This is a genomic window from Priestia sp. FSL R5-0597 (assembly GCF_038006305.1).
GTDB lineage: Bacteria > Bacillota > Bacilli > Bacillales > Bacillaceae_H > Priestia > Priestia zanthoxyli.
On the sequence record NZ_JBBOUZ010000001.1, the window covers coordinates 2,560,576 to 2,584,622 of the forward strand.

Below are 24,047 nucleotides of genomic sequence, written 5' to 3' on the forward strand. Positions count from 1 at the left end.
TGTTGGTTGGAGGGCAAGGTGAAGACTCCTGCAGGAACAGCGAAACAGATGAGACCCCGCGGAAAGCGAAGCCTTGCACGGAAATCAACAGCGGTCGAGCAAGCAGTCCAGATCATGCATCCAAATTGTTTGTCTTTGAGTTGGATTCATTTCGTTCTGTCCCATCCTCTTGTCATTGTGATTGCTCTTAATACATTTTAGCTGCAAATTGAGATTCGGATATAACGATAAAACCATGCTTTCTTAACAACGCAGTCGTTACCCCTTCACCGGCTATTTTAACACCTAGAAATGCTCCGTTATATATATGTTCACTTCCGCATGAAGGACTGTTTTCTTTTAGTACAATAACAGTAGCTTTTATTTCTTTTGCGATGTTCAGTGCCTTATAGGCCCCGTCTATGTATATATCTGTCACGTCTTTTCCCGATCGTTCAATAACTCGCGCATTTCCGTTTATTACGTCTATTCCCGTTCCTTTTATAATTTCTGCCGGTTCTCTAGGCGTGTGAAATCCACCTAACAGTTCCGGACATATCATCACCGCTTCTTTATTTTCAACGAGCGCTTCCATTTCCTTAACTAAGGCACTGCTTCCATTATATCTGCAAGCTTGACCTGCTAAGCAAGAACTAACCAATATCACAGAATTCTCCCTCCCATAAAAAAACACTTCTCATTCATCATACAAAGAATATATGACGAATGGAAGTGTTTACCTTTTATATTTTATTCAAGATCACGCTTTGACTCCTGCTCTTTGTCTCGATCCGTTTTTGCTTCAAATTCAGAGCGAGTCATTACGTCCTCTACGTGCATATTTACTTCTACTACTTCTAAGCCCGTCATATCGTGAACTGATTTTTTCACGTTATGAACAGTTTCGGAGAAAATCGCTGGAACATTTTTTCCGTATTCAACAATTACTTTTAAATCAAGAGCAACTTGCTTTTCTCCAACTTCAGCGTTAATCCCTTTTGTGATGTCTTCCGTGCTGCGGAAGCGATCTGTTAACCCGCTCATAAATCCACCGCTCATTGATAAAATCCCTTTAATTTCATTAGCTGCAATTCCAGCAATTTTTTTAATGACTTGATCTTCAAATGTTAATGTATTTTGATGTGTATTTTCCTGAGGTTTTACTGCTGTATTTGTTTCATTAACTGCCATAACGAACATCTCCCTTAAAGTGATTTTCTATCTTCCTCTAGTAAAGAATCCTACCCAGGCATGTATGTCTAAATGACCGTCTCGCCACTTCCCAATTACATAACCAATTCCCATAAAAGCTACGATTAGCAGCGTGGGGCCAAAACCAATTGTTAATAGTAAAATTGCCAACACTAAACCTGCCAGAATACCAAGTACTCGGCCACGGTATGGAATCAATTTATCTGGAGTACCCATTATGTCCCTCCTTCATCACACAACACGTTCTTTCTTTCGTGTTTGTGTATCTGTTAAGTCAATACGAACGGAGTGAACGGGAAGCTCAAGTAAGGCCTCCACGGCGCGTTTTGTTTCAAGCTGCATCTCTTTTCCTAGTGTTGGTAGCCCATCTCGTCCAAACAGCGAACAGTTAATATATAGACTAACTCTTTCTTTGCGAGAATGAATAGATGCTTGGACTTCAGGAGAGCGTATTCCCTGAAAGCCTCTAATTGCTCGCAAAGCTGTAGATTCAATCGTGGCTTTAGAAATGGTTATTTTGCCTTCGCCTGTTACAATTGCTAAATTCTTTTTAGGCGGTCTGCTAAATATGCCTGTTAAAAGAAAAATAATAAAAATAACAGCTAAAAATGCGCTTATTGATAATATCGTGTAGTAAAACCACTCCTGATGCTGCCACTTTTCTACCCAGTTCGAAAGGTGAGGAACCCTATAAACCATCAGTGCTAACATACCGGAACAAATCAGTCCTGCAATTCCAATAACTGCGATTAAAAACCGATTAAAATTATTCAATTTTCCACCTCATCTCAACGTGAACTCCTACTGTTTTTTAGTTATGTGTATAGGAAAGGCAACGAGATATTCAATAGTTACCCGCGATATTTTTTTAATAAACCTTTTAACTGTAAAACTGAATATAAAAAAAAACGACTAGGTTTCCCTAGTCGTTTTCCACGTCTCTATACGTTGTCTTGTGAGCTTTGATGAACTTATTACCGTTTATTAAACCGCCAATTAATAAAATAGCGGCCGTTAAATAAAACCAGACCATTAAAATAATAATACTTCCAAGCTGACCATAGATTTGCGAGTAGCTTCCAAACTGGACATAGTATCCAAATCCGGTAGATACAACTTGCCATCCTAGCGTGGAGAAAACAGCTCCTGGAAGTACATCTTTCCACGTTACTCTTGCGCTTGGCATCAGTTTGTAAAAAAGAATAAAAAAGCCTAATAAAAATAATGTCCCAATTCCCCATCTAATTGTCGTCCAGCTTTGAAACCATATGTCAGGAACATGGACTTTTGTTAGGACCAAATGTCGAATGACCTCTTCAATAATTGGTACAAATAATGAAATAGCTACTACAACCATAAAACCAAAAGTTAAAATTAAATCATTGATTAAACCGCGCAAAAACGTTTGTTTTCTTTGAATATGATACGCGTCATTTAACGAACGAACCAAAGATTGTATAGCCATAGATGCGAGCCAAAAAGTCGCCAATAAACTAAAAGATAAAACTTTTTTCCCGCTATTGTTAACTGTTTCAATTGACCGTTCAATTACGTCGTAGGCGCTTTTAGGTGTAAATGGTTCAATAAATATCAGCAAATTGTTTGTATCAATTGGAAAAAAACTCAGCAGAGAAAAAAGAAAGATAATAAACGGTACAAAAGATAACAAAAAATAGTAGGCTGTTTGAGCAGCCTGATCAAAGAAACGCTCCGTAAAAAAACGAGCGGCAACGGTCTTAGATGTTTGAATCATACAGCGTTCTCCTTTACTTTCGCTTCACCCTACAGTGAAATTCATATTCAATTTTTTATGTTCAACATGGATTGGATAAGTTTCGGCTTATAAAGCTTTCCTTTTCCATTATCCGCGGTTAACAAAGAATTTAACCTGTAAAATTATACAGCCGGTTCATAAAGAAGATATTATTATAATTACATCTGCCATTACCACCATATCAATAGATCTTCTTTTTCTTTCATAAAACCGTAAATTCTTTGGGGGTGTATTCCCTCTTTTCTTACACCTTAAACTTTTTACGCTATGTTAAAAAAGTAAAACATAAGAGCCCCGATCAGCATCAGCATAATCATTGAAACGAAAAGAACCAAAGCGTGAGAAGATTGATACGTTTGGCTGTTAATTTTTTTACGTGTTGAAAAATAATGATAGGTTGAGAAAAGAAGCAAACCTGCACTTGCAGCTAAAGAAAAGATGATAACAGCAATAATAAGAGTATCGGCTGCTTCACTTAATTTTTTTCCGGAATTGAAATGCAGGCCTCCTGCAACAAAACCAATGCCGAGTGTAGCAATAGACGTTCGAATCCACGCTAAATACGTTCGTTCATTTGCTAAATGCTGCTGAATATAAATAGATTCATTTTCTTTTTTAGTCATGCACATACCACCGTCCTTTTATATGTCTTCTATTATAAATAAATGCTCAAACGAAAATAAATTGAGGACGCTTCATGCCACATTATACCCGAAAAAAACGAATCATTACCATTTTCAAGCGGTCGAAAGAGCTTCTTCACAAACTAAAAAAAGCCAACCCCAGTTGGCTTTTTTTAGTTTATGAAACATTTTCTTTATCTTGATCATGCTGATATTCCTCGTCCCAATAATCAGCGTTTTGAATTCCTAATTTCCCAGGAGAAAAGACAGGATCTATTCCTTGTTTTCTCTGCTCGCGATAATCTTTTAAGGTTATTAAAGCAGGCTTAGCTAAAATCAAAATTGCAATCAAATTGAGCCAAACCATTATTCCAACTCCGATGTCTGCTAATGCCCATGCAGTTTCAGCTGTTCGGATAGACCCGTACAAAGTAGTGGCTAAAAGAGCTGCCTTAAGGATCATGGATACTATTTTATTTTGTTTGCCTTTCATTACGTAAGCTAAGTTCGTTTCCGCAATATAATACTGTGACATAATCGTAGTAAAGGCGAAAAACACGAGAGAAATAGCTACAAATCCTGATCCGAACCCAGGAAGCACCGTCTCCACTGCTTGCTGCGTATATTGAGGCCCCGCTTCAACTCCTTTTAAGTGGTCCACAATGAACGAACCGTCTGGCCCTTGGGTGCTGTAAGAACCTGTAATTAAAATCATAAAGGCAGTAGCAGAACATACAAGCAGCGTATCAATATAAACCGAAAAAGCTTGTACCAAACCTTGCTTGGCAGGATGTGAGACTTCCGCTGCTCCCGCGGGATGAGCTCCGGTACCTTGACCCGCTTCATTTGAATATACACCCCGCTTGACTCCCCACGCTATAGCCATGCCAATGATCCCGCCAAACGTAGAATCAAGTGCAAACGCACTTTTAAAGATTAAAGCAAGAACTCCTGGTAAAGCTTGAATGTTCAATCCGATAATCACTAACGAAACAAGAACATATCCAATGGCCATAAACGGAACAACATATTGTGCCACGGCAGCGATACGCTTGACTCCTCCAAAAATAATTAATCCTAAAATAATAACAAGTACAATTCCAGACGTTAAAGGCGGAATTGAAAATGCATTATTTAGCCCTGCTGTAATTGAATTTGCTTGCACTCCTGGCCCAAGTACACTCATAGCTAGCAATGCCGCAAAAGCGAAAATCAAGGCGTACCATTTCTTCCCCATGCCTTTTTCAATGTAATAAGCAGGTCCACCTCGATATTCTCCTTTATCTTTCACTTTATAAATTTGAGCAAGTGTTGATTCAATAAATGCACTAGCTGAACCTATAAAAGCAATAAACCACATCCAAAAAACTGCTCCTGGACCACCAAATGCAATTGCTGTTGCAACTCCCGCAATATTTCCAACTCCTACGCGTCCTGATAAAGCAAGCGTTAACGCTTGAAAAGACGAAACGCCCGAATCTGAACTTTTCCCATTAAACAATAAAATAACCATATCTTTCAAATATCGAACTTGTACAAATCTAGTGAGAATAGTAAATAAAAGCCCCACTCCTATACATAGATAAAGCATCGGCGTACTCCAAATCATTTCACTTATTGTACTAATCATCTGCTCCAATATACACTCCTCCTTAAAACACTTTACGCATTATGAATAATGAGAACATAGTTTTAATATAGAGTTAAAAAACAGAAAATTCACTCTTTTTGTCAAGTTGTTTTACACATTATTTGATAAATAGACAAAATTTGTGGATATAACGTATATTTTAGACAGATTATCTGACGCTTTTTTCAGTGAAGCATAAGTTCTTTACATATCCCCTACTGTTACAGCATAAGGTAATGAGTGAACTAAGGGTCACTTTATGTTCTAGGCGGAGTGTAACCGCAGCACATCTTTCTGTTTTCATTTCATGTTAATAGTTCACTAAGTGAATCATTTTATTTTTAAATATTTCTGATATGTGGTATAATTTAAGCTGATAAAAAGATGCTGCATGTATGCTAAAAGAGCAGGCCGTATGGTTTCGCTCTTTTGTTGTTTTTACGCTATGCGGCACAACGAAAGAAGGAAATAGAATGGAATTATGGAAACGAAACTTGTACATTTGCTGGTTCGGTTCTTTTTGCACCACAGCCGGGATGAGTTTAGTTATTCCGTTTTTACCGCTTTATATTGAAAAGCTGGGGGTTCACGATACAAGCTCCATCAGCAGATGGGCTGGTATTGCATTTGGAGCTACCTTTTTAATGGCCGCTATTGTTTCTCCTTTATGGGGAAGTTTGGCCGACAAATACGGTCGAAAGCTGATGCTCCTTCGCGCAAGCTTGGGTATGGCAATTGTTATGACTTCTATTGGTTTTGTACAAAATGTCTATCAGCTTGTCGGACTGCGCTTTTTAATGGGGGCCGTTTCCGGCTTCATCTCTGCAGCCATTACGTTAGTAGCGACTCAAACACCTAAAGAGCACAGCGGTAAAGCATTAGGGACGTTGTCTACAGGGGCTGTATCAGGATCTTTATTAGGACCGCTAGTAGGCGGCTACTTAGGAGATACAATTGGATTGCGTCACGTCTTTTTCGTGACAGGTGCATTTATGTTTTTGTCTTTTTTAATTGTAAATTTAATTCAAGAAGACAAAAAAGAGACGGCGAAAACGACGAAAGAGTCTAACATTGGGTTACTTTCTCTTAAGAATTCAAAGGCCGTGATTGGTGTATTTGTTACAACTTTTTTACTGCAGCTTGCGGTTATGGCTATTCAGCCAATCGTTACACTGTATGTAAAACAACTGTCTACTCATACCGATCATCTTGCCCTTATTTCAGGCTTTGTCGTAGCGGCAACAGGAATTTCAAATATTTTGGCTGCATCCAGACTTGGCAAAATCAGCGATCGCGTGGGTCCTCAAAATGTGCTTCAAATATGCTTGCTTATCGTAGCGGTTATTTGCGGCTTGCAGGCCTTTGTGCATAGTACTTGGCAGCTATTTTTACTACGTTTCTTACTCGGTTTTGCAATGGGAGGATTGTTACCTTCTATTAATTCTTATTTGAAGAAAATTGTGCCGGACTCGATTACAGGTAAAATGTTTGGCTATAATCAAACAGCACAATACTTCGGGAATTTAGCCGGTCCAGTGATTGGCGGACAAATTGCCGGAGCTAAAGGAATTCCTTACGTATTTTTAACAACGAGTGTTCTTCTACTGTTGAATGCTGGGTGGGTGTATTATCAGCGCCATCACAGACAGCAGCTAGACGGTAAAGCCGCATAAAAAACCTTCCGTGTTAACGGAAGGTTTTTTTATTACCACAAGGGTTCTTCTTCGCTGCTTACTTCATAAGAAAGTGGCATCATAACAACCGCTGCTATGAAGAAAATAAGCTCCGCGACAACAATGGATGGAAAGGAAAAGTCAAATAGTGAGAGAATAAGCCAAATAATAAGGGGTGCAAATGAGTAGATTGATAATCGCTTTTGGGATTTTGCAGAGATATACTGTTGTTTGTCACAGTGTGGGCATTCTAAAACGTTTCTAAATGTTAACAGTTGTTTAAAGGTTGTCCTCCAGTTCCATTTATGATTACAATTTTGACAGGTGGCCATGGGCATCACGCTCCTAAAAAGAATTTATGTACATATAAAGTATACGTACAAGTTGGTAAAGAGTTTCATTTTTATGATTAAAAACGTTTTTACTATTATAACATAAAACAAAATAAAAGGCTTTTTACAGGAAAAAGCCTTTTATTTCAACGTTTATTTAGAAACAGCTTCATTCGTTTGAGAAGTTGTTTTTACTTTTATAACCATAATAACAAAAGCGAGCAATCCAAGAATCGCTGCTACAAGAAAAGGAGCTTGAGGCGCTACGGCATTGCCGATAACTCCTGATAATAAAGGAGCAAACGCTGCGCCTAACCATCTTAAGAAATTATATCCTCCAGATGTAATTCCTCGTTCATAAGGAGATACTTCCATTACATGACTCGTAAATAAGGCATTATTAAGTCCTGATACAAGACCTGCTGCCATAATTAAAACAATGCGCAACCATGTTGCATCAAAGGCAAATAAACAAATTAAAATAAGTGAAAAAACAATTAAGCTAACATGTAACACTTGTTTTGGCTGATATCTTTTTTCTAACTGATGTGCTAAAACCGCTGAGCCATAAGCTAAACATAATCCCCATCCAAAGAAAACAAAGCCAATTTGAAGAGCTCCGATCGATAGAATAAGCGGCGTATAAGCTAACACTGTAAAAAATCCGTAGTAATAAAGCATGCCTGATACAGCGCCTTGAGTAAATGGTTTTAATTTATAAAGTTTAACCATGTCTTTAAAACCTGCTGCTTTACGAGGTTTAGTGCTTGTAGGCTGTTTAACAATCGTTAATACTAAAATAAAGGCGATAAAAATTAAAGCACTTGTACCGAAAAACGGCAATCTCCAAGAAGCATTTCCTAACACGCCTCCTACAAGCGGTCCTCCGGCCATCCCCAAACCAATTGCAGCTTCATATAATCCTACTGCTTTTTTCACTTCACCTGATAATGCAATAAGCAGCGTCATAGCTGTTGCAAAGAAAAACGAATTACCAAGTCCCCAACCTGCTCGGAAAATGGAAAGCTGAGGAATGTTGTTAGAAAACCCGCATAGGGCTGCAAAAATCGTCACAATGATAAGTCCTGTTACCATTAAGCGCTTGTCTCCTACACGTGACGCTAGGATGCCTGCTGGAATCATCATAATAGCCATCATTAACAAATAGGAAGTAAATAACATTTCTACTTGCCAATGAGAAGCTCCAATTTGCTTAGCAATTTCCGGTAAAATCGGATCTACTACTCCAATTCCCATAAATGCTAAAAAAGTAGCTACTACCGTAATAATTTGACCTAATCGGTTATTTGAATGCTGTCCTTCCACTCTTTCATCTCTCCTTTTGTTTTTGTTTTTTCATGTATTGCCATAGCAGATTCTCGCATTTCTTTTAATTCTGTTTTAAATGCCTGCATTTTTACGACTTTAAAATCAATCATCTTGATTTGATTTTCTAGCAAATCTTCTATTTGCGTGATCTCTTTCAATGACAATCCTTGCCGCTCACTTCTTTCTTCAATCATTCTTTTAAGCGACATAAACTGCTGCAGCTCCTGTAGAGAAAAACCGAGAACTTCTTTTGCTTCTGCTACTTTTCTTAGTTCTTTTACCTCTTCTTCGGAATAAATTCGTGCATTTCCTTTTGTGCGCTGCGGGGGTAAAATGAGTCCAATCTCTTCATAATACCGAAGAGCTCGCTTGGTCAAACCGGTCATTTTCGTCACGTCATCGATTAAATACATATGTTTCACCTCACCTCTCATTAACATTAACGTTAACGTTAATCATTCATATACTCATTATAGATTAACGTTAACGTTAATGTCAATAATATTAAGGTATTTTATGTAAATCTTAAAAATATGTGCACAAAAAAACCTATTGAAAAATCAATAGGTTACATCAATATGTCATATAGCTGCTGTGCTGTTTCTCCTGTTACTTTACCGTACACTCCTCTTTTTTTAGAAGTAAGTTCCGCACTATCGGAGGTGAATCGTACATTATATACAGCGCCCTCATAAGTAAGCTGTACATCTGGGTCAAGAGCGACGCTGTAATCAGCTTTTTTCCATTGAATTTGTTTCATAATTGATTCTACAGTTAAAGCATCTTCTGAACTTAACGTTTTATCTCCTGCTTTTATAGGCTTGCCCTCCCTGTTTTTATTAAATTTTAGTTCCGAATGAGAAGATGAAAATTCAAGTTGGTTTTTATCATGCGCTATGAAATCTTGGGGTAGTTCTACATAGCGGACAACCTCTCCTTCGTGTACAAACACAAGCATTTGATCAGCAGCAGATATTTTTTTCATCACTTCTTCACTAACCGGTGCGTTTACAAGTTTTTCTACGTCGGCTTTCTTGCTTTTGTTTGTGAATAAATATCCTTTTTCCCATTTAAAATCACTTAACTTCGATACATCCACTGAGCTTACACCTTTTTTTTCAAATGATTGCTGAATATTCTCTCCCATTTCTTTGTCGTTGGTGACTTGGGCATTAGAACTGCACCCTACTAAACAACAGAAAATAATGCCTATTACTATAAGAACCTTCACTTTTGCCTTCCTCCTCTCTACCATTCTTTTATAAAATTCCAACTTTGTACCATTTTAACATATAATTCCTATTTTTCGTGAAAACAAACAAAGAATGCGCTTACATAATTTCACGCATATAATTTCTGTTTATTTATAAGTTTTTTCTGAATATTTTAAGAAAATTTTAATATTTTATTTAGTTCGTTTTTAAACTTTATCTTTAGACTAAAAAATAAGTTAAAAATAAATAACGCAGGAGGAAAACAATGACTTGTCTATCTGAAGTTTTAAAGTTTAATGAAAAATTTGTAACCAATAATCAATTTGAGGCTTTTCAAACATCCAAATTTCCTAACAAAAAAATAGTCATTTTAACTTGTATGGATACACGTTTGTTAGAATTACTTCCTAAAGCTATGGGGCTAAAAAATGGAGATGCAAAAATAGTGAAAAATGCCGGAGCTGTTATCTCCCATCCCTTTGGTAGCGTCATGAGAAGTATCTTAGTTGCCGTCTACGCTTTGCAAGCTGATGAAGTATGTGTCATCGGTCATCATGAATGTGGAATGACGGGCATGAAAGCTGAAGCTATTTTAGCCTCTGCTGAACAAAGAGGGATTAGCACGGAACAGATTCGTAATCTAAAATATGCTGGTATTGATTTAGAATCATGGCTGACTGGGTTTGAATGTGTAGAGGATAGTGTCGAAAACAGTGTGGATATGATTCGAAATCACCCTTTATTACCAAAAGACGTGCTTGTTTCTGGAATGGTTATTCATCCTTCAACAGGAAAACTTGACGTCGTTGTAAACGGCTATTCCCAAGACCGAGCTGAAACCGTAAGCTCATGAAGGAGGGTTTTATCGAATGCTAAAAGATAACCGATTTCAAGGCTATTCAGCAGGGCATTTACAAAAAGACATTATCGCCGGTTTGGTTGTTGGGGTCGTTGCTATTCCTTTAGCAATGGCCTTTGCCATCGCTTCTGGTGTAAGACCTGAATACGGAATTTATACAACCATTATCGCAGGGATTATGGTTTCAATATTAGGCGGATCGAAATTTCAAATTGCAGGCCCAACAGGTGCATTTGTTCCGGTGCTGCTTGGAGTTGTCATGCAATATGGTTATGAGAACCTCATTATTGCCGGCTTTATGGCTGGAATTATGATTACGCTTCTCGGAATATTTAAACTAGGGAAACTTATAAAGTTTATTCCGCGCCCTGTGACGATTGGATTTACAGCAGGAATTGCGATTATTATTTTCTCAGGTCAGATCGCTAACTTTTTAGGCCTAAAGGGAATTGCAAAACATGAGGAATTTCATTTAAATATGATTGAAATCCTACGAAAAATTGCAACGATTAACATTTACAGCGTCATTATAGCCGCTATTTGTTTAGCTATCGTGATTATAACGCCAAAGTTTTTACCTAAAATTCCCGGTGCCCTTCTAGGTCTTCTTGTCTCCACACTTGTAGCCATTACACTGTTCCCAGGAAAAGTTGCAACGATTGGCTCTACTTACGGTGCCATTCCGAGTAAACTACCATCTTTTAGCTTCCCAGATTTAACATGGGATAACATCGTGATGCTATTTCCTGCTGCCTGCGTAATTGCGATGCTTGGAGGTATTGAATCTTTACTATCAGCTGTTGTTGCTGATAATATGGCCAAAACCAAGCATAATAGCAATAAAGAGCTTGTGGGTCAAGGAATTGCTAATATCGCTGCCTCGCTATTTGGCGGAATTCCTGCAACTGGTGCCATTGCCAGAACAGCTACTAATATCAAAAACGGCGCAGCTTCTCCGTTATCAGGAGTTATACACGGCTTAGTTGTTTTATTGGTCCTTGTGATGCTGGCTCCTTATGCATCAAACATTCCGCTGGCAAGTATGGCACCTATTTTAATGTTTGTGGCTTGGAATATGAGTGAACGTAAAGAATTTGCACATATTTTAAAAACCAAGTCAGCTGATTCGTTTGTACTTGTAGCTACGTTTTTATTAACAGTTTCAATCGATTTAACAACAGGTGTAGGCGTAGGTCTACTTTTAGCTATTGTTATGTTCGTGAAACGAATGAGCGGATCACTGAAGATTTCAAAGGTTTTAGCGGAAACATCTGAAAACGCTCACAAATCTGAGCTGATGGAATATACCATGCAAGGATCTCTTTTCTTTGGATCAGCTGAAGTATTAGAAGATTCCTTTGATAACATCGCTGAAGCGAAACCGAAAGTTTTATTGCTTCGAATGAGCCAAGTCTCCTTTATTGATACATCTGGAGAAGCTTTACTATCGAAGGTGGTCGAACGTTTGAAAGATTCGCATAGCCAAGTCGTTATTTCTGGCTTACAGCACCAGCCGAAAGAAATGTTAAAGTCAACCGGTCTATATGATAAAATCGGTGAAAAAAATATATTTTCTTCCGAACCTCCCGTGAGTAAGATTAAAGCTCGTCATAGAATCGTTACTACGTAATAAAAAAGAGATCCGAACGATTAATCGTTCGGATCTCTTTTTTTAAATATTAAACCGGTACCCTGCTCCCCAAACCGTTTCTAGGTACTGAGGATCTGCTGGGTTTTCTTCTAGCTTTTCTCTTAGTTTTCGAATGTGAACTGTTACGGTTGAAATGTCTCCTGAAGAATCAAATCCCCAAATTTTTTCAAATAGATGTTCTTTACTTAATACTTGATTTGGATGAGAAACGATAAACTTCAGCAAATCGAATTCCTTCGCTGTAAAAAACACTTCTTTGTCATTCACAAATACTCTTCTAGCGAGCGTGTCAATCGCTAAACCATGAATGCGAATCATACGCTTTTCCTGCTTATCAGAGAGTCTTTCATATCTCGCTAAATGCGCTTTGACTCTTGCGACCAGCTCCCCAGGGCTGAATGGCTTGGTAATATAGTCATCTGCACCTAGCCCGAGCCCTCTAATTTTATCAATTTCTTCTTTTTTAGCTGAAACTAAAATGATTGGAATATCTTTTGCAGCTCGAATTTGCTTGCACACTTCAAATCCGCTCACTTTAGGGAGCATAATATCCAAAATAATCAAATCAAAATGTTCATTTAACGCTTTTTCTAATCCCTTATCCCCGCTATATTGAACGTCTATTTCAAAATCGTTAATTTCTAAATAATCTCTTTGCAATTCAGCAATACTTACTTCATCTTCAATTAACAATATCTTCTTCATGTGTATCACCATTTTCATTCATTTTTTGCAAAGAAAAGAAAATACTTGTTCCTTCGCCAAGCTTACTTAGTGCCCAGATGTCTCCCCCGTGGCGTTCAACAATTTGTTTTGCGATGGCCAGTCCAAGTCCACTTCCTCCAGTATTGCTATTGCGGGACTGTTCTGCTCGATAAAACCGGTCAAAAATATGCGCTAATGCTTCCGGTGAAATCCCAGAGCCGTTGTCTTTTACTTCAATAATGAGTTCACTTTCGGTAGCAGAAAGAACGATATCGATTCTTCTTTTTTCTTTATCCATAAATTTAATGCTGTTGGTTGTTAAATTTATTAAAACTCTTCGCAGCTGCTCAGCATCTGCCTTTGCATACAGTGTCGTTAGAGAATCATTAGAAAATAAAACATCAATATCATGTTCGCTCATTTCAAACTGAAGCTCTTGCACATAACTTTCCATAAAGGCAGAAATATTAAGTTTTTTAAACACAAATGGAATTTCGTGCAAATCCAATTTAGAAAATAAAAACAGCTCATCGATTAACGCATTCATGTCTTTTGCTTTCGTTGAAATCGTTAACAAATATTTAGAAAGCTTATCTGGCGTATTAGCTACGCCATCTTGAATTCCTTCTACATATCCTACAATGGAAGTAATGGGAGTTCGTAAATCGTGTGAAATACTTGAAAGCAGCTGCTTTCGATTATCTTCATATTGAATTTGCAGTTCAACAGAAGATTTTAGTTTTTGCCTCATTTCTTCAAAAGCTTGCGTTAATTCGCCTATTTCATCCTTTGAATTAGCAGAGATCTCAAAGTGAAGATCACCTTGTTTTATTTTTTCGGCCGCTTCTTTTAATTCACGAATGGGTTTAATAATGCTTCTTGAAACAAGATAGTTTAAAAATCCAATAATCACAATGACTAAAATTAATAGTAGAAAGATTAAAAAAGGGAAAATCCGATTAATAATGCCTACATAAGGGCTGATTTTTCGCAAAACGTAAATGCTTCCTTTTTCTTGATTTGAGAAAGGAAAATCAAGGTTGATATATGTAAAATACTGCTTGCCTATGCGCAGCATGTCCTGCTGATACGAATGATTTCCTTTACTTTTTTGATGCTTTGGCAAGTATTTACGAAGGTTTTCTCCTTTAATGGATTCTGAAGCATATACAACCTCTGTGTTTTTTTGAATCACAATATCAATATTTTCAAATTCATATTTTTTAACTATCTCCGGCCGCAGCAGCTGTTCTGGTTTTTTTTCACTCAATAACTTTAAATCTAAGAATGCATTTTCTTCTTCTGGCGTTAACAATTTATACTCATAGGAGTGGCTGTACAGTTTTCTTACAAAATCGGCGTCTCCAGTAATGGAGAAAAAAATAAGAAAGCCCGATAAAAAAAGCAAAATAATAAAAACAAACACAATACTGATATACGTTAAAACAAAACGCAGCTGAATTGACATGACTTACCCTATGCCCCTTTGGCTTTAACAAAACTATTTGATAGACTAGTAAAGGTGAATAACAAATAGATCGTTAGACATTATACATATAGTAAAAATTAAAACAACAAAACAAATGTATATTCTCACTTTACCGTGATAGAGTGAGAATGAACACCACCTTTTTTACCATTTTATGAATTACTGGAAAATTATGATCTATTTTTCATAATATTCTTAGGCTGAAAGGTATATTATATGCCTTAATATTTAAAAAAAGGAGACTTTTTAATGAAAATTATTAAAGCTACTTCCTCTCACATCCCTTCTGTTGCCCGTCTGTACGTAGACAGCTGGCGCATTACATACAAAGGGTTAGTACCTGATGCTTATTTAAACAACTTGTCTTATAAACAAAGTGCAGAAAAGTGGTCCCTTTTTCTTACCGAGCCTTCTCATTTTATTTTGCTCGCTATCGATGAACGAGAAGAGATTGTCGGCTTTTCAGCAGGTAAACCTCATTTGTCCGCTGCTGAAATATACGCGCTATACGTTTGCAAGGAAGTGCAAAACCAAGGAGTTGGTCGTCTTCTGTTTTCTCATTCAGTAAAAGAATTTACTGATCAGCACTATACGTCTATGATTATTTGGGCCATGAAGAAAAATAAGAAAGCCGTTCAGTTTTATAAAAAATTAGGCGGCAAAAAAAGCTTGAATCGTACAAGTCAATTTGGAGAAACTAAAGTTGAAGACGAAGCATACGGTTGGGAACGTCTTCCTTCTAATAAATAAACGAGCACACTAGTGTGCTCGTTTATTTATTAGAAGATAATATTATTGAGCCGTTGTCTTTTTATCCGTTGAATGAGCTTTATTACAAAGCCTATTCCAGTGCCAAAAACAATTCCCTTGACTCACTATAAAACAATCCAGCCATTTCTGAAAATTCATATGTAATACATGTGCATCTTGAAACGATGCGTTCCGCTTTTTTACTATTATATATGCAGGATGCGCTGATTTTTTAGAGTCAATGATAATCTCTTCTTCTCCTACAGACCCAATTGTCATATAAAGACTCTGACTTTTATAAGCTGTTTCTCTTACGTCTTCTAAGCTATAAAGATTCCCTGTTATTTTTTTTTCAGCATCAATGAACAAATTACACCCATTTGTTAGCTGCAAAAACTGCTTGTAGTCTTCAGGAAGTGATACATGCATTTCTTCTTCAAAAACTTGCAGTTGGTTCTTGCTTACTCCATCAAAAAAAGTACAAGTGGTTCTGTATACTTCTCCTTCATTTTTACACACTTCTATAACATTATTGTTTTCCCACAGCCGCTTTCGAAGTGAATTTATTATTTTTTCAATCATACTCTTCCTCCAAGCGTTGGATTTAAAACGGTTACATTACATTAATTAAACAATAATGTGCTAATTCCTTCTTTCCTACTCAATTATACGATAAACTTTAGAAATTCATGTTTGCATAACATAGAAAAAAGCAGCGAATGTCGCTGCTTTACAGGTTATACAGGCGCTTTTTCTTCCTGTTCAGGATGGTGATCGTAATCAATAAGCGCTTTTGGAAGGCCCGTATATTTAGCCCAATAATAAATCCCAAGAGATACGACCGCTATGATAATTAAGTCTACAGGCGTATCGATTAAACCTTTCCCTCCGCCGAACGAACCGATATAAGAAATAAAGAGCATGATGATATAATAAGCAACTAGCCACCATGTTGATTTAATCTGCTGACGAAGACTTACTTCATTTTTAGGCACATATTTAGCAAAAATCAAATATATAACAAACATGACCAGTTGAGAAGTTAGCAGCCACGAAATAGTCTTCCATCCTGACCAGTACACAATGAAGGAAGCAAAAATAAAGGATAATGGACCAATTATACTCATTCCTCTTAATTTAAAAGGCTTTTCCAAATCTTTTGCGTTCACCATAAAGGCCGCTGATGAAATTGGTGCAATCGCGTAAGATAGAATAAGCGCAACAGAGCATACGTTTACGAGTGCATTCCACGAAGGAAATGGCAGTGTCCAAAAAATCGAAAGTCCTAATGAAAGCCATAAAGATGATCGTGGAATCCCTGTTTTTTTATCCACATGAGCAAACGTTTTAAATAACGTACCGTTACGAGACCAAGCATAGATAAGTCTAGATGTTGTATTCATAAAAATATTACCGTTACCACCCGGTGATAAAATAGCGTCTAAAATAACAAGTGTTGCTAGCCAGCCAAGGCCAAGAACAACAGCGATATCTTTAAACGGCAGTGAGAATTTATCTTGAATGCCGGACCAACCGCCTTTAATCATATCAGATGGAATAGCTCCGATAAACAATACTTGTAGAGCAGTATAAATGAGAGCTGCTAGAATGATACAAATCACAAGAGCAATTGGAATATTGCGCTGAGGATTTTTCACCTCTCCAGCTACCGATACAATCGGATGAAGGCCTAAGTAAGCAAACATAACCCCGCCTGTAGCAATGGCGGCCTGGATACCATCAAATCCCCCGGGAGCAAACTCTCCCATCGTAAAGTTTCCTGACTTAAAATAAAATGCCAGCGTTACAATTACCGTAAGCGGTACAAAATATTTGAAAATAGAAATGATAATATTCGATTTCGCAAATGCTTTTACACTCCAGTAATTGAGTAAAAAGAATAAGCAAAGCAACACAAATTGTAGAATCCATCCAGATATCGTTGGTGAGTCAGATCCGGATTTTGTTAAACCTGGAAACCAGTAAGCCACATACTGTCTCACTGCTGTTACTTCGATAGCGATTAAACTAGTGTAAGCTACGATCGTAATAAACGAAATCATATAGCCTACAAGATGACCGTGTGAATAAACAGGATATCGAATAATTCCTCCTGTACGAGGCAAGGCAGCCCCTAGCTCAGCGTATACAAGGCCTATTAATAAAATAATAACTCCACCAATAACCCAAGAAAAACTTCCTGCAGGACCTGCTTGCGTAGCGACATTACTAACGGCAAACAGCCAAGCGGAACCAAAAATAGCCCCTAATCCAATCAATGTTAAATCTAATAGGGATATCGTCTTTTTAAACGGACCTTTATTCTCCATAAGCTTCCTCCTTTGGATGAATCATCACTTTTGTTGGTTTTTTTGACAACATTCATATATATTCGATAATATGTGTCAAAATTTTTATTACTATACCCATTCAAAATTACTTTGAATCCCTTTTCTTTATTTCTAAAGGTTAATTAACAGAAAATTTTTAAAAATCATTCTTGCGTTCAAGACACATTAAAACTTTTTCTTCTTTTCTTTAATGGGTAAAATACTCAATAAATGAAAGGAGTTAGATAAATGACTTTACCAGAGAATTTGCCAGTTGATTTTACAGCTTACAACCACTTAACATTCCTTCCGCTCGGACGTAAGAATAAATCGATTCGGTCCGTAGGAAGTAAACATACTAAAGGGTTGCTTGGACGTTTAGACGACTACTTTGAGCGAGCAATGAATCAGTTACCTCAAGAAGATATCATCCTTTTTCAAACATTCTTATATGGAAATCATAGGGGCGGTTTTCCCGTCGCAATTGATAAAAATGAAGACGTTTATCCTTACTTTTGGAAACCAACTTCATTTCTATGGAAAGAATATAATAAGAATCGCGGCATTCCTATTCATCATGATGAGTTTTATTCTCAAGATTTTACGGTTTTGACTAAAAATGAGTTGGAAAATTATCTCGGAAGCATTATGAAAGATTACATGTTTTGCGCTAGAATACATGATTCTTCAAAAGAAGAATGGATTCAACATATTAATAAGTGTTTTTTCAAACATCCCCTCATTTCTCTTTATCACCGAAATGCAGATGTGATTGAAGCAATTGAACAATCAAAAAAATCACCTTTGCTTTTTATTATGAAAAACCCTGAGCAAATTGCTTTTTGGCGCAATCGGATTGAAATCATTATGAGACCTTTTCGCTCTCTTTCTTCCACCGCCTTTGAGAGAGGATTTGCAGATACGGAAGATACGGTATTAACTGTTCACGGAGAAAACGAGATCATTCGCTTAACTTCAGAAAACAGAGGTCTCGCTGTAACATATGATGTCACAAATGATGCTATTTCACTCGGTGATGAGTATAATGTAGTGCTAGCAGCCAAACGATTAGCTACAACTCAGCGGCAGTTCGAAGAGATTATAGATGAAAATGAAGAAGTGATTCAAAAACTGCTTGTCTTTTTTAAGTGGAAAAGTCTTTTAAAGCATCATGAAGTGCACATCAAAGAAATCCAAGACAAATTGTGCAGCCTAACCACTTATCAACTTAATGAAGAACAAGCTTTACGGGAAAATGATCCTTTTCTTTCCTTCATTCAAAACGTATTACAAGTAAAAACACCGAATGCCAATCTCAAAATTGGTTCCATCCAATGGTTTTCACAGTGGGATTTTTCAGATGTCACCCTGCTGCAGGAAACAAACAAATTTATGTGTTATATGGGTCCAAACGAAATAGAAACGAAGCTGACAGAAATAAGCGCTAAGATAGAAAATGAACTTCATAAGCAGCGTCAGAACCTGCTTTTGACTCCGCTAAAAATCGGTCAAATAACTTTCGATTCAAACCAAATGTTACAGTTATTAACGCTTATAGATACCTTAAAAAACACGGAAACTCAACAGAGTTACGTACAAATTTTAGAAGGCGTTTCTACTAACAGCATTCGTCAAAAAGAGCTCGATAAAATACCCGCATTTGGATTATTAAATTCCGTAAAGCGCAAGCGTATTGTTACGTATTTACAAGAATTACAAAACTATCAGCTGCTTAAAAAAGAGAAAAAAGGATTCAGCCTCACTCCAAAAGGAGAAGCCATCCGAGGTCTATTTGAAGAAGAATCACGGAGAATATGAGATTGTATCTCACGTGATTCTTCTTTTTTGATTTTGAAGACTACTTTCTCTATTAAATGCTTATCATAATTAGAAAATTCCATTCATATAATTATTACTAGATTAGCAAAGTCCTTCGTACCTATTAGCCTGACGCTGACATAGAGAGGAGATTTCGCCATTGAAATCTAGTAATCGCGCCAATTTTGTAGTGTTAACATATAAGATGGTTCTTGTTATTTTATCCGTTGTTTTAATGACATCATCTATCATTGTTCTAGTAAGTTACTCAGCATTTAAAGAACAGTTCAATTCTTCTATTGTCTATCAAACGTTATCAAAGCATAAAGCAGAAAGTCTTTATTATTTAATGAGCCAAGAAAACCATCATTTTTCAACGGCTTTTGATAAAAACTACTCACCTCCCGGTCTTTCTTCTACACTGCTCGAGTTATCAACAAGTATTCGAGCAGAAGACGCGAGAAGCTTGTTTGGTTCCGAACTTCCTGGATTCAGTATTTACGACTCCAATATCATTATCGCCGGTGAAGGCACAAATTTCACAAACTTCCCTAGAGAATCTGCACCGCCGCTAGATGAAACGCTAAAAGAAAGAAATTCTACTACAAAAGTTCAGCAGCCTAAAGAAAACAATGGTACGAACGCTCAAAATAATAATACAACTGGCGGGAAAAAGGTATTTTATATTTATCATACGCACAGCTGGGAATCTTACTTGCCTCTGTTAGGACTTGAAGGTGATCCAGATGCTAATAAAGCAGTGGATAGCAAAACAAATATTAATATTGTTGCAAATATGCTAGGAAAAGATTTAGAGGCTCAGGGAATTGGGGCAGAAGTTGATCAAACCAATATTGGACAGAAATTAAAAGAAAAAGGTTGGAACACCAATCAATCGTACGCCATGTCTCGCACAGTCATTGAAACGGCGATGACTGAAAATAGAGATTTAACTTACTTTATCGATTTGCACCGAGATTCGCTTCGAAAAGATAATACAACCATTAAGATTAACAATAAATCGTATGCAAAAGTTGTGTTTGTTTTAGGGAAAGCGAATCAAAACTTTGAACAAAACTTAAAAATGGCAAAAGCGCTTCATGAAGGACTTGAAAAGAAATATCCCGGATTAAGCCGCGGAGTTATTGGCAAAAACAAATCCAGCGGTAACGGTGTATATAATCAAGATGTTTCCAAAAATGCGATTTTAATCGAAGTGGGTGGAGTTGACAATAACTTTGATGAACTAACCAACACAACAAAAGCACTGTCTGATGTCATTAGCCAATTTTACTGGCAAGCTGAAAAAGTAGATGCCCCTGCTCCATAAAAAAAGCCCTCTTCACTGAGGGCTTTTTAAAATTCAATTCCTTTTACAGCCGGAATTCCTTCATCGTAATAATGTTTATGAGGCTTCATTTCCGTCACAAGATCTGCTGCTTCCATCACTTCTTTTTTGGCAGAACGTCCGGTAATGACCAAATGCATATGCTCAGGGCGCTTTTGAATAAGGTCAATTACTTCGTGTAGCGGTAGCACATCATCAATAGGAAATTTATCGATAGCCAGTGCATTATTTAACTCGTCTAAAATAACCACATCATATTCGTTCGAGAAGACTTTGTCCTTCGTGAGCGCCCAGGCTTTTTGCAAAGCTTCACGATGTTCAGGCGGTGTTTTTGTCCACGTAAAGCCGACTCCTGTTTGAATCATTTCAATTCCTATTCTGTCAAACATCAGCTTTTCGCCATATGTACGCTGAGGAGATTTAATAAATTGAATCATTAATACTTTTTGTCCGCGTCCCGTAGCGCGCAACGCAAGACCTAAAGCAGCGGTTGTTTTCCCTTTTCCGTCTCCGGTATAAATTAACGTAAGACCCCGTTTGTCTTTCAATCTAAAAACCTCTTTTTCTTCGAATTTCAGTTTACAGCCATGTTGTTTTTTCTGTAAACGATGTTCTAGCAGGCTCTTTCATTTTTGTAAGAGACTCTTCATTTGGATAGCCTAAAAATACGTTTCCTACCACGACTTTACCTGCAGGCTTTCCGATAAACTCATACAGTCGCTCGTCTCGAACAAGACCAACTCCTCTTGTTCTCCAAACGAATCCAAGCCCTAATTCTTTAGCTGCTAGCCACATGGAATGAATCGCGCACGAAACCGCATATTTGTTATCTTCCGTGGCTTCTTCGTCTCCTTCAACTGTATCAGCTGTTACAACAATATGTACAGGTGTATTTTTCACTGCTTTTAACGAACTTTCTACTAAATGAGGCTTTGTCGGAAAGCGCTCCTTTAGATACGCTTCAGCCAGTTCTTCATACTTCTTTTTTGCTTCTCCTTGAATCACATAAAAGCTCCAGGGCTCTCTCATTCTGTCATTTGGAGCCCACGTCGCTGCTTCAAGCAGCTGTTCGATTTTCTCTTGTTCGACTTCACGTGGTTCATGATCTCGTACCGCTCTTCGTTCTTTTAGCTGTGAAATAATCGTCATATTGTCTCCTCCTTTTAACGTTAAAGCAGAATATTTTCCGCTCTTTCTTCGAACCATTTTATTTTTTCTCTAATTGTCACTACTTCACCTACAAGCACGATGGCAGGATGAGCAATTTCTGCTTTTTTTGCTATTTCTTCGATTGTGGCAAGCGTTCCCGTTACGGTGCGCTGATACTTCGTCGTTCCCCATTGAACAAGCGCTACTGGCGTATGTTTATCTCGTCCATGGTCCATCAACTGCTTGCATATATGAGGTAAATTTCCAACGCCCATATAAAACGCAATTGTATCTATTCCTTGAGCAAGCGCTGACCAGTTTAAATAATCTTTTCCTTTTTCTTCTCTTCCATGCCCCGTTACAATCGCAAAAGAAGTAGCATGATCTCTGTGGGTAACAGGAATTCCTGCATAAGCTGGAGCTGCAATTCCTGACGTGATACCAGGCACGACTTCGTAAGGAATTCCTTGAGTAGCAAGTACTTCAGCTTCCTCTGCTCCGCGGCCAAACACAAAAGGATCGCCTCCTTTTAAGCGCGTCACTACTTTTCCTTGAAGTGCTTTTTCAACAAGCAGTTCGTGAATACGATCTTGGATGACTCCGTGCTTGCCCGGTAATTTCCCGCAAAAAATAAGCTCCGCGTCTTTTTTAGCATAGTTTAATAACTGTTCATTAGCTAAGCGATCATATAAAATGACATCCGCCTCTTGAATACACTCCATTCCATATACGGTTATTAGCTTCGGATCTCCTGGTCCGGCTCCTACTAAATATACTTTTCCAACTGTCACACGGCATCTCTTCTTTCTTTTTTTACCGCTTTACACTGTTCCACCCAGTTTTCTACCATCTTCGTAGAAGAGCCGAAATGAAAGTGCGTATAGCCGGCAATTAAATTATTGTTCATATAGCCTTCTTCTTTCATTCCTCGCATCCCTTTTGTATCATAGGCAGGCGAAAACTCTTTCTCTGAATGAAAGGTTGAATAATGAAATTCATGGCCTTTAGCTTGTATATCGCCTTTAAATAAAAAATTCCCTGGCTTTCCCGTCACTTCTCGGTACCCTAAAGCAGCCAATTTTGTCTGCATTCTTACTTGTCCGGGAATAAGCCCCACCATTTCATGGCATGTATCATCTGTTGTGACAATAGCATCTGTTAAAAACATAAAGCCTCCGCACTCAGCAAGTGTAGGAATCCCTTTTTCGATGGCTGCTCGAACAGAATTTTTAACGTCAATTTGCTGAGCCAGCGTTTCAGCAAATTCTTCTGGAAATCCGCCTCCTATGTAAAGGCCATCAGCATCTTGCGGAACCGTCTCTCCTTTTAAAGGCGAAAATTCTACAAGCTCTGCTCCGTAAGCTTTTAACAATTCGAAATTTTCTTCATAATAAAAGTTAAAAGCGGCATCTCTTGCCACAGCAATTTTCACTTGAGGTACGGACGGCTTTGTAAAGATAGGATCATTAATTTCTATTTTAGGAGCTAAAGCCAGTTCATATACTTTTTCAATATCAATTGTATCATGAACAAGCTGCCCTAACTGTTCAAAAAACGGTGTTAATTCTCCTCGTTCAATCGACGGGATCAGCCCGAGGTGACGTTCAGGAATCGTAAGATCATCGTTTCTTTTCAAGTAGCCTACTACAGGGATATGACATTCCTGCTCAATCGCTGCCTTAACAAGTTTATAATGCCCTTCACTTCCAACTCGGTTAGCAATTACACCGACAATGTTCGCTTCCGGTAAAAATTGCTGAAACCCTTTTACAATTGCCGCTGCACTTCTAGCCATACTAGCACAATTGACAACTAAAAGGACAGGACTATTGGTGATTAAGCTGATTTCTGCTGTTGTCCCTTCGTTCGTTAACGGATTTTTCCCATCAAAAAATCCCATAACTCCTTCCATGATGGAAATATCAGCGTCTTCACTAGCTCGAGCTACAATTTCCCTAACCATATCGTGTTCAAGCATCCAGCTGTCTATATTACGAGACGCTCGTTCTGTAACAGCCGTATGATACGTTGGATCAATATAATCGGGTCCGCATTTAAACCCTTGAACTCTATAACCAGCTTGTTTTAATGCCGCCATCAGCCCAATTGTAAGTGTTGTTTTCCCTACGCCACTTCCGGTACCGGCAATGACGAGTCTTCTGTTTGACATGTTGTTCTCTCC

Annotated in this window: 26 protein-coding genes; 7 read left to right on the forward strand and 19 right to left on the reverse strand. The window is 37.8% G+C overall.

Translation table 11 applies throughout. The features are described 5' to 3' along the window. Positions 1-18 precede the first annotated feature (18 nt). Positions 19-201 (forward strand): hypothetical protein, encoded by a 183-nt coding sequence (locus MKX72_RS13055; RefSeq protein WP_328592748.1) that lies wholly within the window; start codon positions 19-21, stop codon positions 199-201. Here the strand turns inward: MKX72_RS13055 and MKX72_RS13060 are convergent. The 7 genes from MKX72_RS13060 to MKX72_RS13090 form a co-directional block, all read right to left on the reverse strand. Continuing rightward, on the reverse strand, positions 188-646 hold the full coding sequence (locus MKX72_RS13060) for a DUF523 domain-containing protein (protein ID WP_033579147.1): 459 nt from the start codon (positions 644-646) through the stop codon (positions 188-190). The two genes, MKX72_RS13055 and MKX72_RS13060, sit on opposite strands and share 14 nt — an antisense overlap. Positions 647-729: 83 nt before the next feature. After that, positions 730-1,170, reverse strand: a complete 441-nt coding sequence (locus MKX72_RS13065; RefSeq protein ID WP_034269226.1) for an Asp23/Gls24 family envelope stress response protein — start codon at positions 1,168-1,170, stop codon at positions 730-732. A gap of 27 nt (positions 1,171-1,197) precedes the next feature. Next, a complete protein-coding gene (locus MKX72_RS13070; protein WP_033579149.1) occupies positions 1,198-1,407 on the reverse strand; it encodes a DUF2273 domain-containing protein in 210 nt (69 codons plus the stop codon). 15 nt (positions 1,408-1,422) lie between these two features. Further along, the gene (amaP, locus tag MKX72_RS13075; RefSeq protein ID WP_034269223.1) at positions 1,423-1,965 is read right to left on the reverse strand and encodes an alkaline shock response membrane anchor protein AmaP; all 543 of its coding nucleotides are present in this window, start codon (positions 1,963-1,965) and stop codon (positions 1,423-1,425) included. Positions 1,966-2,113: 148 nt separating this feature from the next. Continuing rightward, on the reverse strand, positions 2,114-2,944 hold the full coding sequence (locus MKX72_RS13080) for a YihY/virulence factor BrkB family protein (protein WP_033579151.1): 831 nt from the start codon (positions 2,942-2,944) through the stop codon (positions 2,114-2,116). 281 nt (positions 2,945-3,225) lie between these two features. Further along, positions 3,226-3,588 carry a YidH family protein gene (locus tag MKX72_RS13085; RefSeq protein ID WP_033579152.1) on the reverse strand — a complete coding sequence of 121 codons (363 nt, stop codon included), beginning with the start codon at positions 3,586-3,588 and terminating at the stop codon, positions 3,226-3,228. Between the two features lie 178 nt (positions 3,589-3,766). Further along, positions 3,767-5,218 (reverse strand): alanine/glycine:cation symporter family protein, encoded by a 1,452-nt coding sequence (locus MKX72_RS13090; RefSeq protein ID WP_372454462.1) that lies wholly within the window; start codon positions 5,216-5,218, stop codon positions 3,767-3,769. Between the two features lie 473 nt (positions 5,219-5,691). Between MKX72_RS13090 and MKX72_RS13095 the strand changes: the two genes are divergently transcribed. Further along, positions 5,692-6,891 carry a multidrug efflux MFS transporter gene (locus MKX72_RS13095; RefSeq protein WP_033579550.1) on the forward strand — a complete coding sequence of 400 codons (1,200 nt, stop codon included), beginning with the start codon at positions 5,692-5,694 and terminating at the stop codon, positions 6,889-6,891. A gap of 32 nt (positions 6,892-6,923) precedes the next feature. On the opposite strand, the gene MKX72_RS13100 is transcribed toward MKX72_RS13095, so the two are convergent. From MKX72_RS13100 to MKX72_RS13115, 4 genes are all read right to left on the reverse strand, one after another. After that, the gene (locus MKX72_RS13100; RefSeq protein ID WP_016764349.1) at positions 6,924-7,223 is read right to left on the reverse strand and encodes a TIGR04104 family putative zinc finger protein; all 300 of its coding nucleotides are present in this window, start codon (positions 7,221-7,223) and stop codon (positions 6,924-6,926) included. Between the two features lie 153 nt (positions 7,224-7,376). Next, positions 7,377-8,549: an MFS transporter gene (locus MKX72_RS13105; RefSeq protein ID WP_014459848.1), complete on the reverse strand. Its 1,173-nt coding sequence runs from the start codon at positions 8,547-8,549 to the stop codon at positions 7,377-7,379. After that, positions 8,519-8,965: a MerR family transcriptional regulator gene (locus MKX72_RS13110; protein WP_033579154.1), complete on the reverse strand. Its 447-nt coding sequence runs from the start codon at positions 8,963-8,965 to the stop codon at positions 8,519-8,521. The genes MKX72_RS13105 and MKX72_RS13110 overlap by 31 nt, the downstream gene beginning before the upstream one ends. Before the next feature lie 155 nt (positions 8,966-9,120). Next, positions 9,121-9,783: a hypothetical protein gene (locus MKX72_RS13115; RefSeq protein ID WP_034269212.1), complete on the reverse strand. Its 663-nt coding sequence runs from the start codon at positions 9,781-9,783 to the stop codon at positions 9,121-9,123. A 248-nt stretch (positions 9,784-10,031) separates the two neighbouring features. On the opposite strand from MKX72_RS13115, the gene MKX72_RS13120 reads away from it, so the two are divergent. Together MKX72_RS13120 and MKX72_RS13125 are read left to right on the forward strand one after the other, a co-directional pair. Continuing rightward, on the forward strand, positions 10,032-10,619 hold the full coding sequence (locus MKX72_RS13120; RefSeq protein ID WP_013057294.1) for a beta-class carbonic anhydrase: 588 nt from the start codon (positions 10,032-10,034) through the stop codon (positions 10,617-10,619). 16 nt (positions 10,620-10,635) lie between these two features. Then, positions 10,636-12,255, forward strand: coding sequence for a SulP family inorganic anion transporter (locus MKX72_RS13125; protein ID WP_033579156.1), 1,620 nt, complete (start codon positions 10,636-10,638; stop codon positions 12,253-12,255). Between the two features lie 42 nt (positions 12,256-12,297). Here the strand turns inward: MKX72_RS13125 and MKX72_RS13130 are convergent, their stop codons facing one another. Continuing rightward, complete coding sequence (locus MKX72_RS13130) at positions 12,298-12,981, reverse strand: response regulator transcription factor (RefSeq protein WP_033579157.1); 684 nt, start codon at positions 12,979-12,981, stop codon at positions 12,298-12,300. Further along, positions 12,959-14,449: a sensor histidine kinase gene (locus MKX72_RS13135; RefSeq protein ID WP_155008069.1), complete on the reverse strand. Its 1,491-nt coding sequence runs from the start codon at positions 14,447-14,449 to the stop codon at positions 12,959-12,961. The genes MKX72_RS13130 and MKX72_RS13135 overlap by 23 nt, the downstream gene beginning before the upstream one ends. A gap of 270 nt (positions 14,450-14,719) precedes the next feature. Between MKX72_RS13135 and MKX72_RS13140 the strand changes: the two genes are divergently transcribed. Then, entirely contained in the window at positions 14,720-15,220 is a 501-nt protein-coding gene (locus MKX72_RS13140) for a GNAT family N-acetyltransferase (RefSeq protein WP_033579159.1), read from the forward strand. A gap of 42 nt (positions 15,221-15,262) precedes the next feature. Here the strand turns inward: MKX72_RS13140 and MKX72_RS13145 are convergent, their stop codons facing one another. Further along, positions 15,263-15,802, reverse strand: a complete 540-nt coding sequence (locus MKX72_RS13145) for an SMI1/KNR4 family protein (protein ID WP_155008068.1) — start codon at positions 15,800-15,802, stop codon at positions 15,263-15,265. Positions 15,803-15,957: 155 nt separating this feature from the next. Continuing rightward, positions 15,958-17,550, reverse strand: coding sequence for an APC family permease (locus MKX72_RS13150; RefSeq protein WP_013057301.1), 1,593 nt, complete (start codon positions 17,548-17,550; stop codon positions 15,958-15,960). Between the two features lie 249 nt (positions 17,551-17,799). Here MKX72_RS13150 and MKX72_RS13155 point away from each other — a divergent pair, with 249 nt between their 5' ends. Then, a complete protein-coding gene (locus MKX72_RS13155; protein WP_049164888.1) occupies positions 17,800-19,368 on the forward strand; it encodes an RQC-minor-2 family DNA-binding protein in 1,569 nt (522 codons plus the stop codon). Between the two features lie 160 nt (positions 19,369-19,528). Further along, positions 19,529-20,698, forward strand: coding sequence for a stage II sporulation protein P (gene spoIIP, locus MKX72_RS13160; protein ID WP_034269194.1), 1,170 nt, complete (start codon positions 19,529-19,531; stop codon positions 20,696-20,698). Between the two features lie 26 nt (positions 20,699-20,724). Here spoIIP and cobO read toward each other — a convergent pair whose 3' ends face one another. Genes cobO through MKX72_RS13180 form a run of 4 tightly spaced genes read right to left on the reverse strand, consistent with a single transcriptional unit; the run spans position 20,725 to position 24,035 of the window. Beyond that, complete coding sequence (gene cobO, locus MKX72_RS13165; protein WP_028408311.1) at positions 20,725-21,264, reverse strand: cob(I)yrinic acid a,c-diamide adenosyltransferase; 540 nt, start codon at positions 21,262-21,264, stop codon at positions 20,725-20,727. 31 nt (positions 21,265-21,295) lie between these two features. Further along, positions 21,296-21,865, reverse strand: coding sequence for a nitroreductase family protein (locus tag MKX72_RS13170; protein WP_033579163.1), 570 nt, complete (start codon positions 21,863-21,865; stop codon positions 21,296-21,298). A 20-nt stretch (positions 21,866-21,885) separates the two neighbouring features. Next, a complete protein-coding gene (cobA, locus tag MKX72_RS13175) occupies positions 21,886-22,656 on the reverse strand; it encodes a uroporphyrinogen-III C-methyltransferase (RefSeq protein WP_013057306.1) in 771 nt (256 codons plus the stop codon). Next, positions 22,653-24,035, reverse strand: a complete 1,383-nt coding sequence (locus MKX72_RS13180; protein WP_033579165.1) for a cobyrinate a,c-diamide synthase — start codon at positions 24,033-24,035, stop codon at positions 22,653-22,655. The genes cobA and MKX72_RS13180 overlap by 4 nt, the downstream gene beginning before the upstream one ends. Positions 24,036-24,047 lie beyond the last annotated feature (12 nt).

Bases quoted from the DNA above. Each gene is read 5' to 3' on its own strand.
- MKX72_RS13155 (WP_049164888.1), top strand. From the start codon at position 17,800: ATGACTTTACCAGAGAATTTGCCAGTTGATTTTACAGCTTACAACCAC.
- MKX72_RS13080 (WP_033579151.1), bottom strand. From the start codon at position 2,944: ATGATTCAAACATCTAAGACCGTTGCCGCTCGTTTTTTTACGGAGCGT.
- MKX72_RS13125 (WP_033579156.1), top strand. From the start codon at position 10,636: ATGCTAAAAGATAACCGATTTCAAGGCTATTCAGCAGGGCATTTACAA.
- MKX72_RS13100 (WP_016764349.1), bottom strand. From the start codon at position 7,223: ATGGCCACCTGTCAAAATTGTAATCATAAATGGAACTGGAGGACAACC.
- MKX72_RS13170 (WP_033579163.1), bottom strand. From the start codon at position 21,865: ATGACGATTATTTCACAGCTAAAAGAACGAAGAGCGGTACGAGATCAT.
- MKX72_RS13140 (WP_033579159.1), top strand. From the start codon at position 14,720: ATGAAAATTATTAAAGCTACTTCCTCTCACATCCCTTCTGTTGCCCGT.
- MKX72_RS13095 (WP_033579550.1), top strand. From the start codon at position 5,692: ATGGAATTATGGAAACGAAACTTGTACATTTGCTGGTTCGGTTCTTTT.
- MKX72_RS13070 (WP_033579149.1), bottom strand. From the start codon at position 1,407: ATGGGTACTCCAGATAAATTGATTCCATACCGTGGCCGAGTACTTGGT.
- MKX72_RS13090 (WP_372454462.1), bottom strand. From the start codon at position 5,218: ATGATTAGTACAATAAGTGAAATGATTTGGAGTACGCCGATGCTTTAT.
- MKX72_RS13120 (WP_013057294.1), top strand. From the start codon at position 10,032: ATGACTTGTCTATCTGAAGTTTTAAAGTTTAATGAAAAATTTGTAACC.
- MKX72_RS13085 (WP_033579152.1), bottom strand. From the start codon at position 3,588: ATGACTAAAAAAGAAAATGAATCTATTTATATTCAGCAGCATTTAGCA.
- MKX72_RS13150 (WP_013057301.1), bottom strand. From the start codon at position 17,550: ATGGAGAATAAAGGTCCGTTTAAAAAGACGATATCCCTATTAGATTTA.
- MKX72_RS13135 (WP_155008069.1), bottom strand. From the start codon at position 14,449: ATGTCAATTCAGCTGCGTTTTGTTTTAACGTATATCAGTATTGTGTTT.
- MKX72_RS13145 (WP_155008068.1), bottom strand. From the start codon at position 15,802: ATGATTGAAAAAATAATAAATTCACTTCGAAAGCGGCTGTGGGAAAAC.
- MKX72_RS13180 (WP_033579165.1), bottom strand. From the start codon at position 24,035: ATGTCAAACAGAAGACTCGTCATTGCCGGTACCGGAAGTGGCGTAGGG.
- MKX72_RS13130 (WP_033579157.1), bottom strand. From the start codon at position 12,981: ATGAAGAAGATATTGTTAATTGAAGATGAAGTAAGTATTGCTGAATTG.
- MKX72_RS13065 (WP_034269226.1), bottom strand. From the start codon at position 1,170: ATGGCAGTTAATGAAACAAATACAGCAGTAAAACCTCAGGAAAATACA.
- MKX72_RS13110 (WP_033579154.1), bottom strand. From the start codon at position 8,965: ATGTATTTAATCGATGACGTGACGAAAATGACCGGTTTGACCAAGCGA.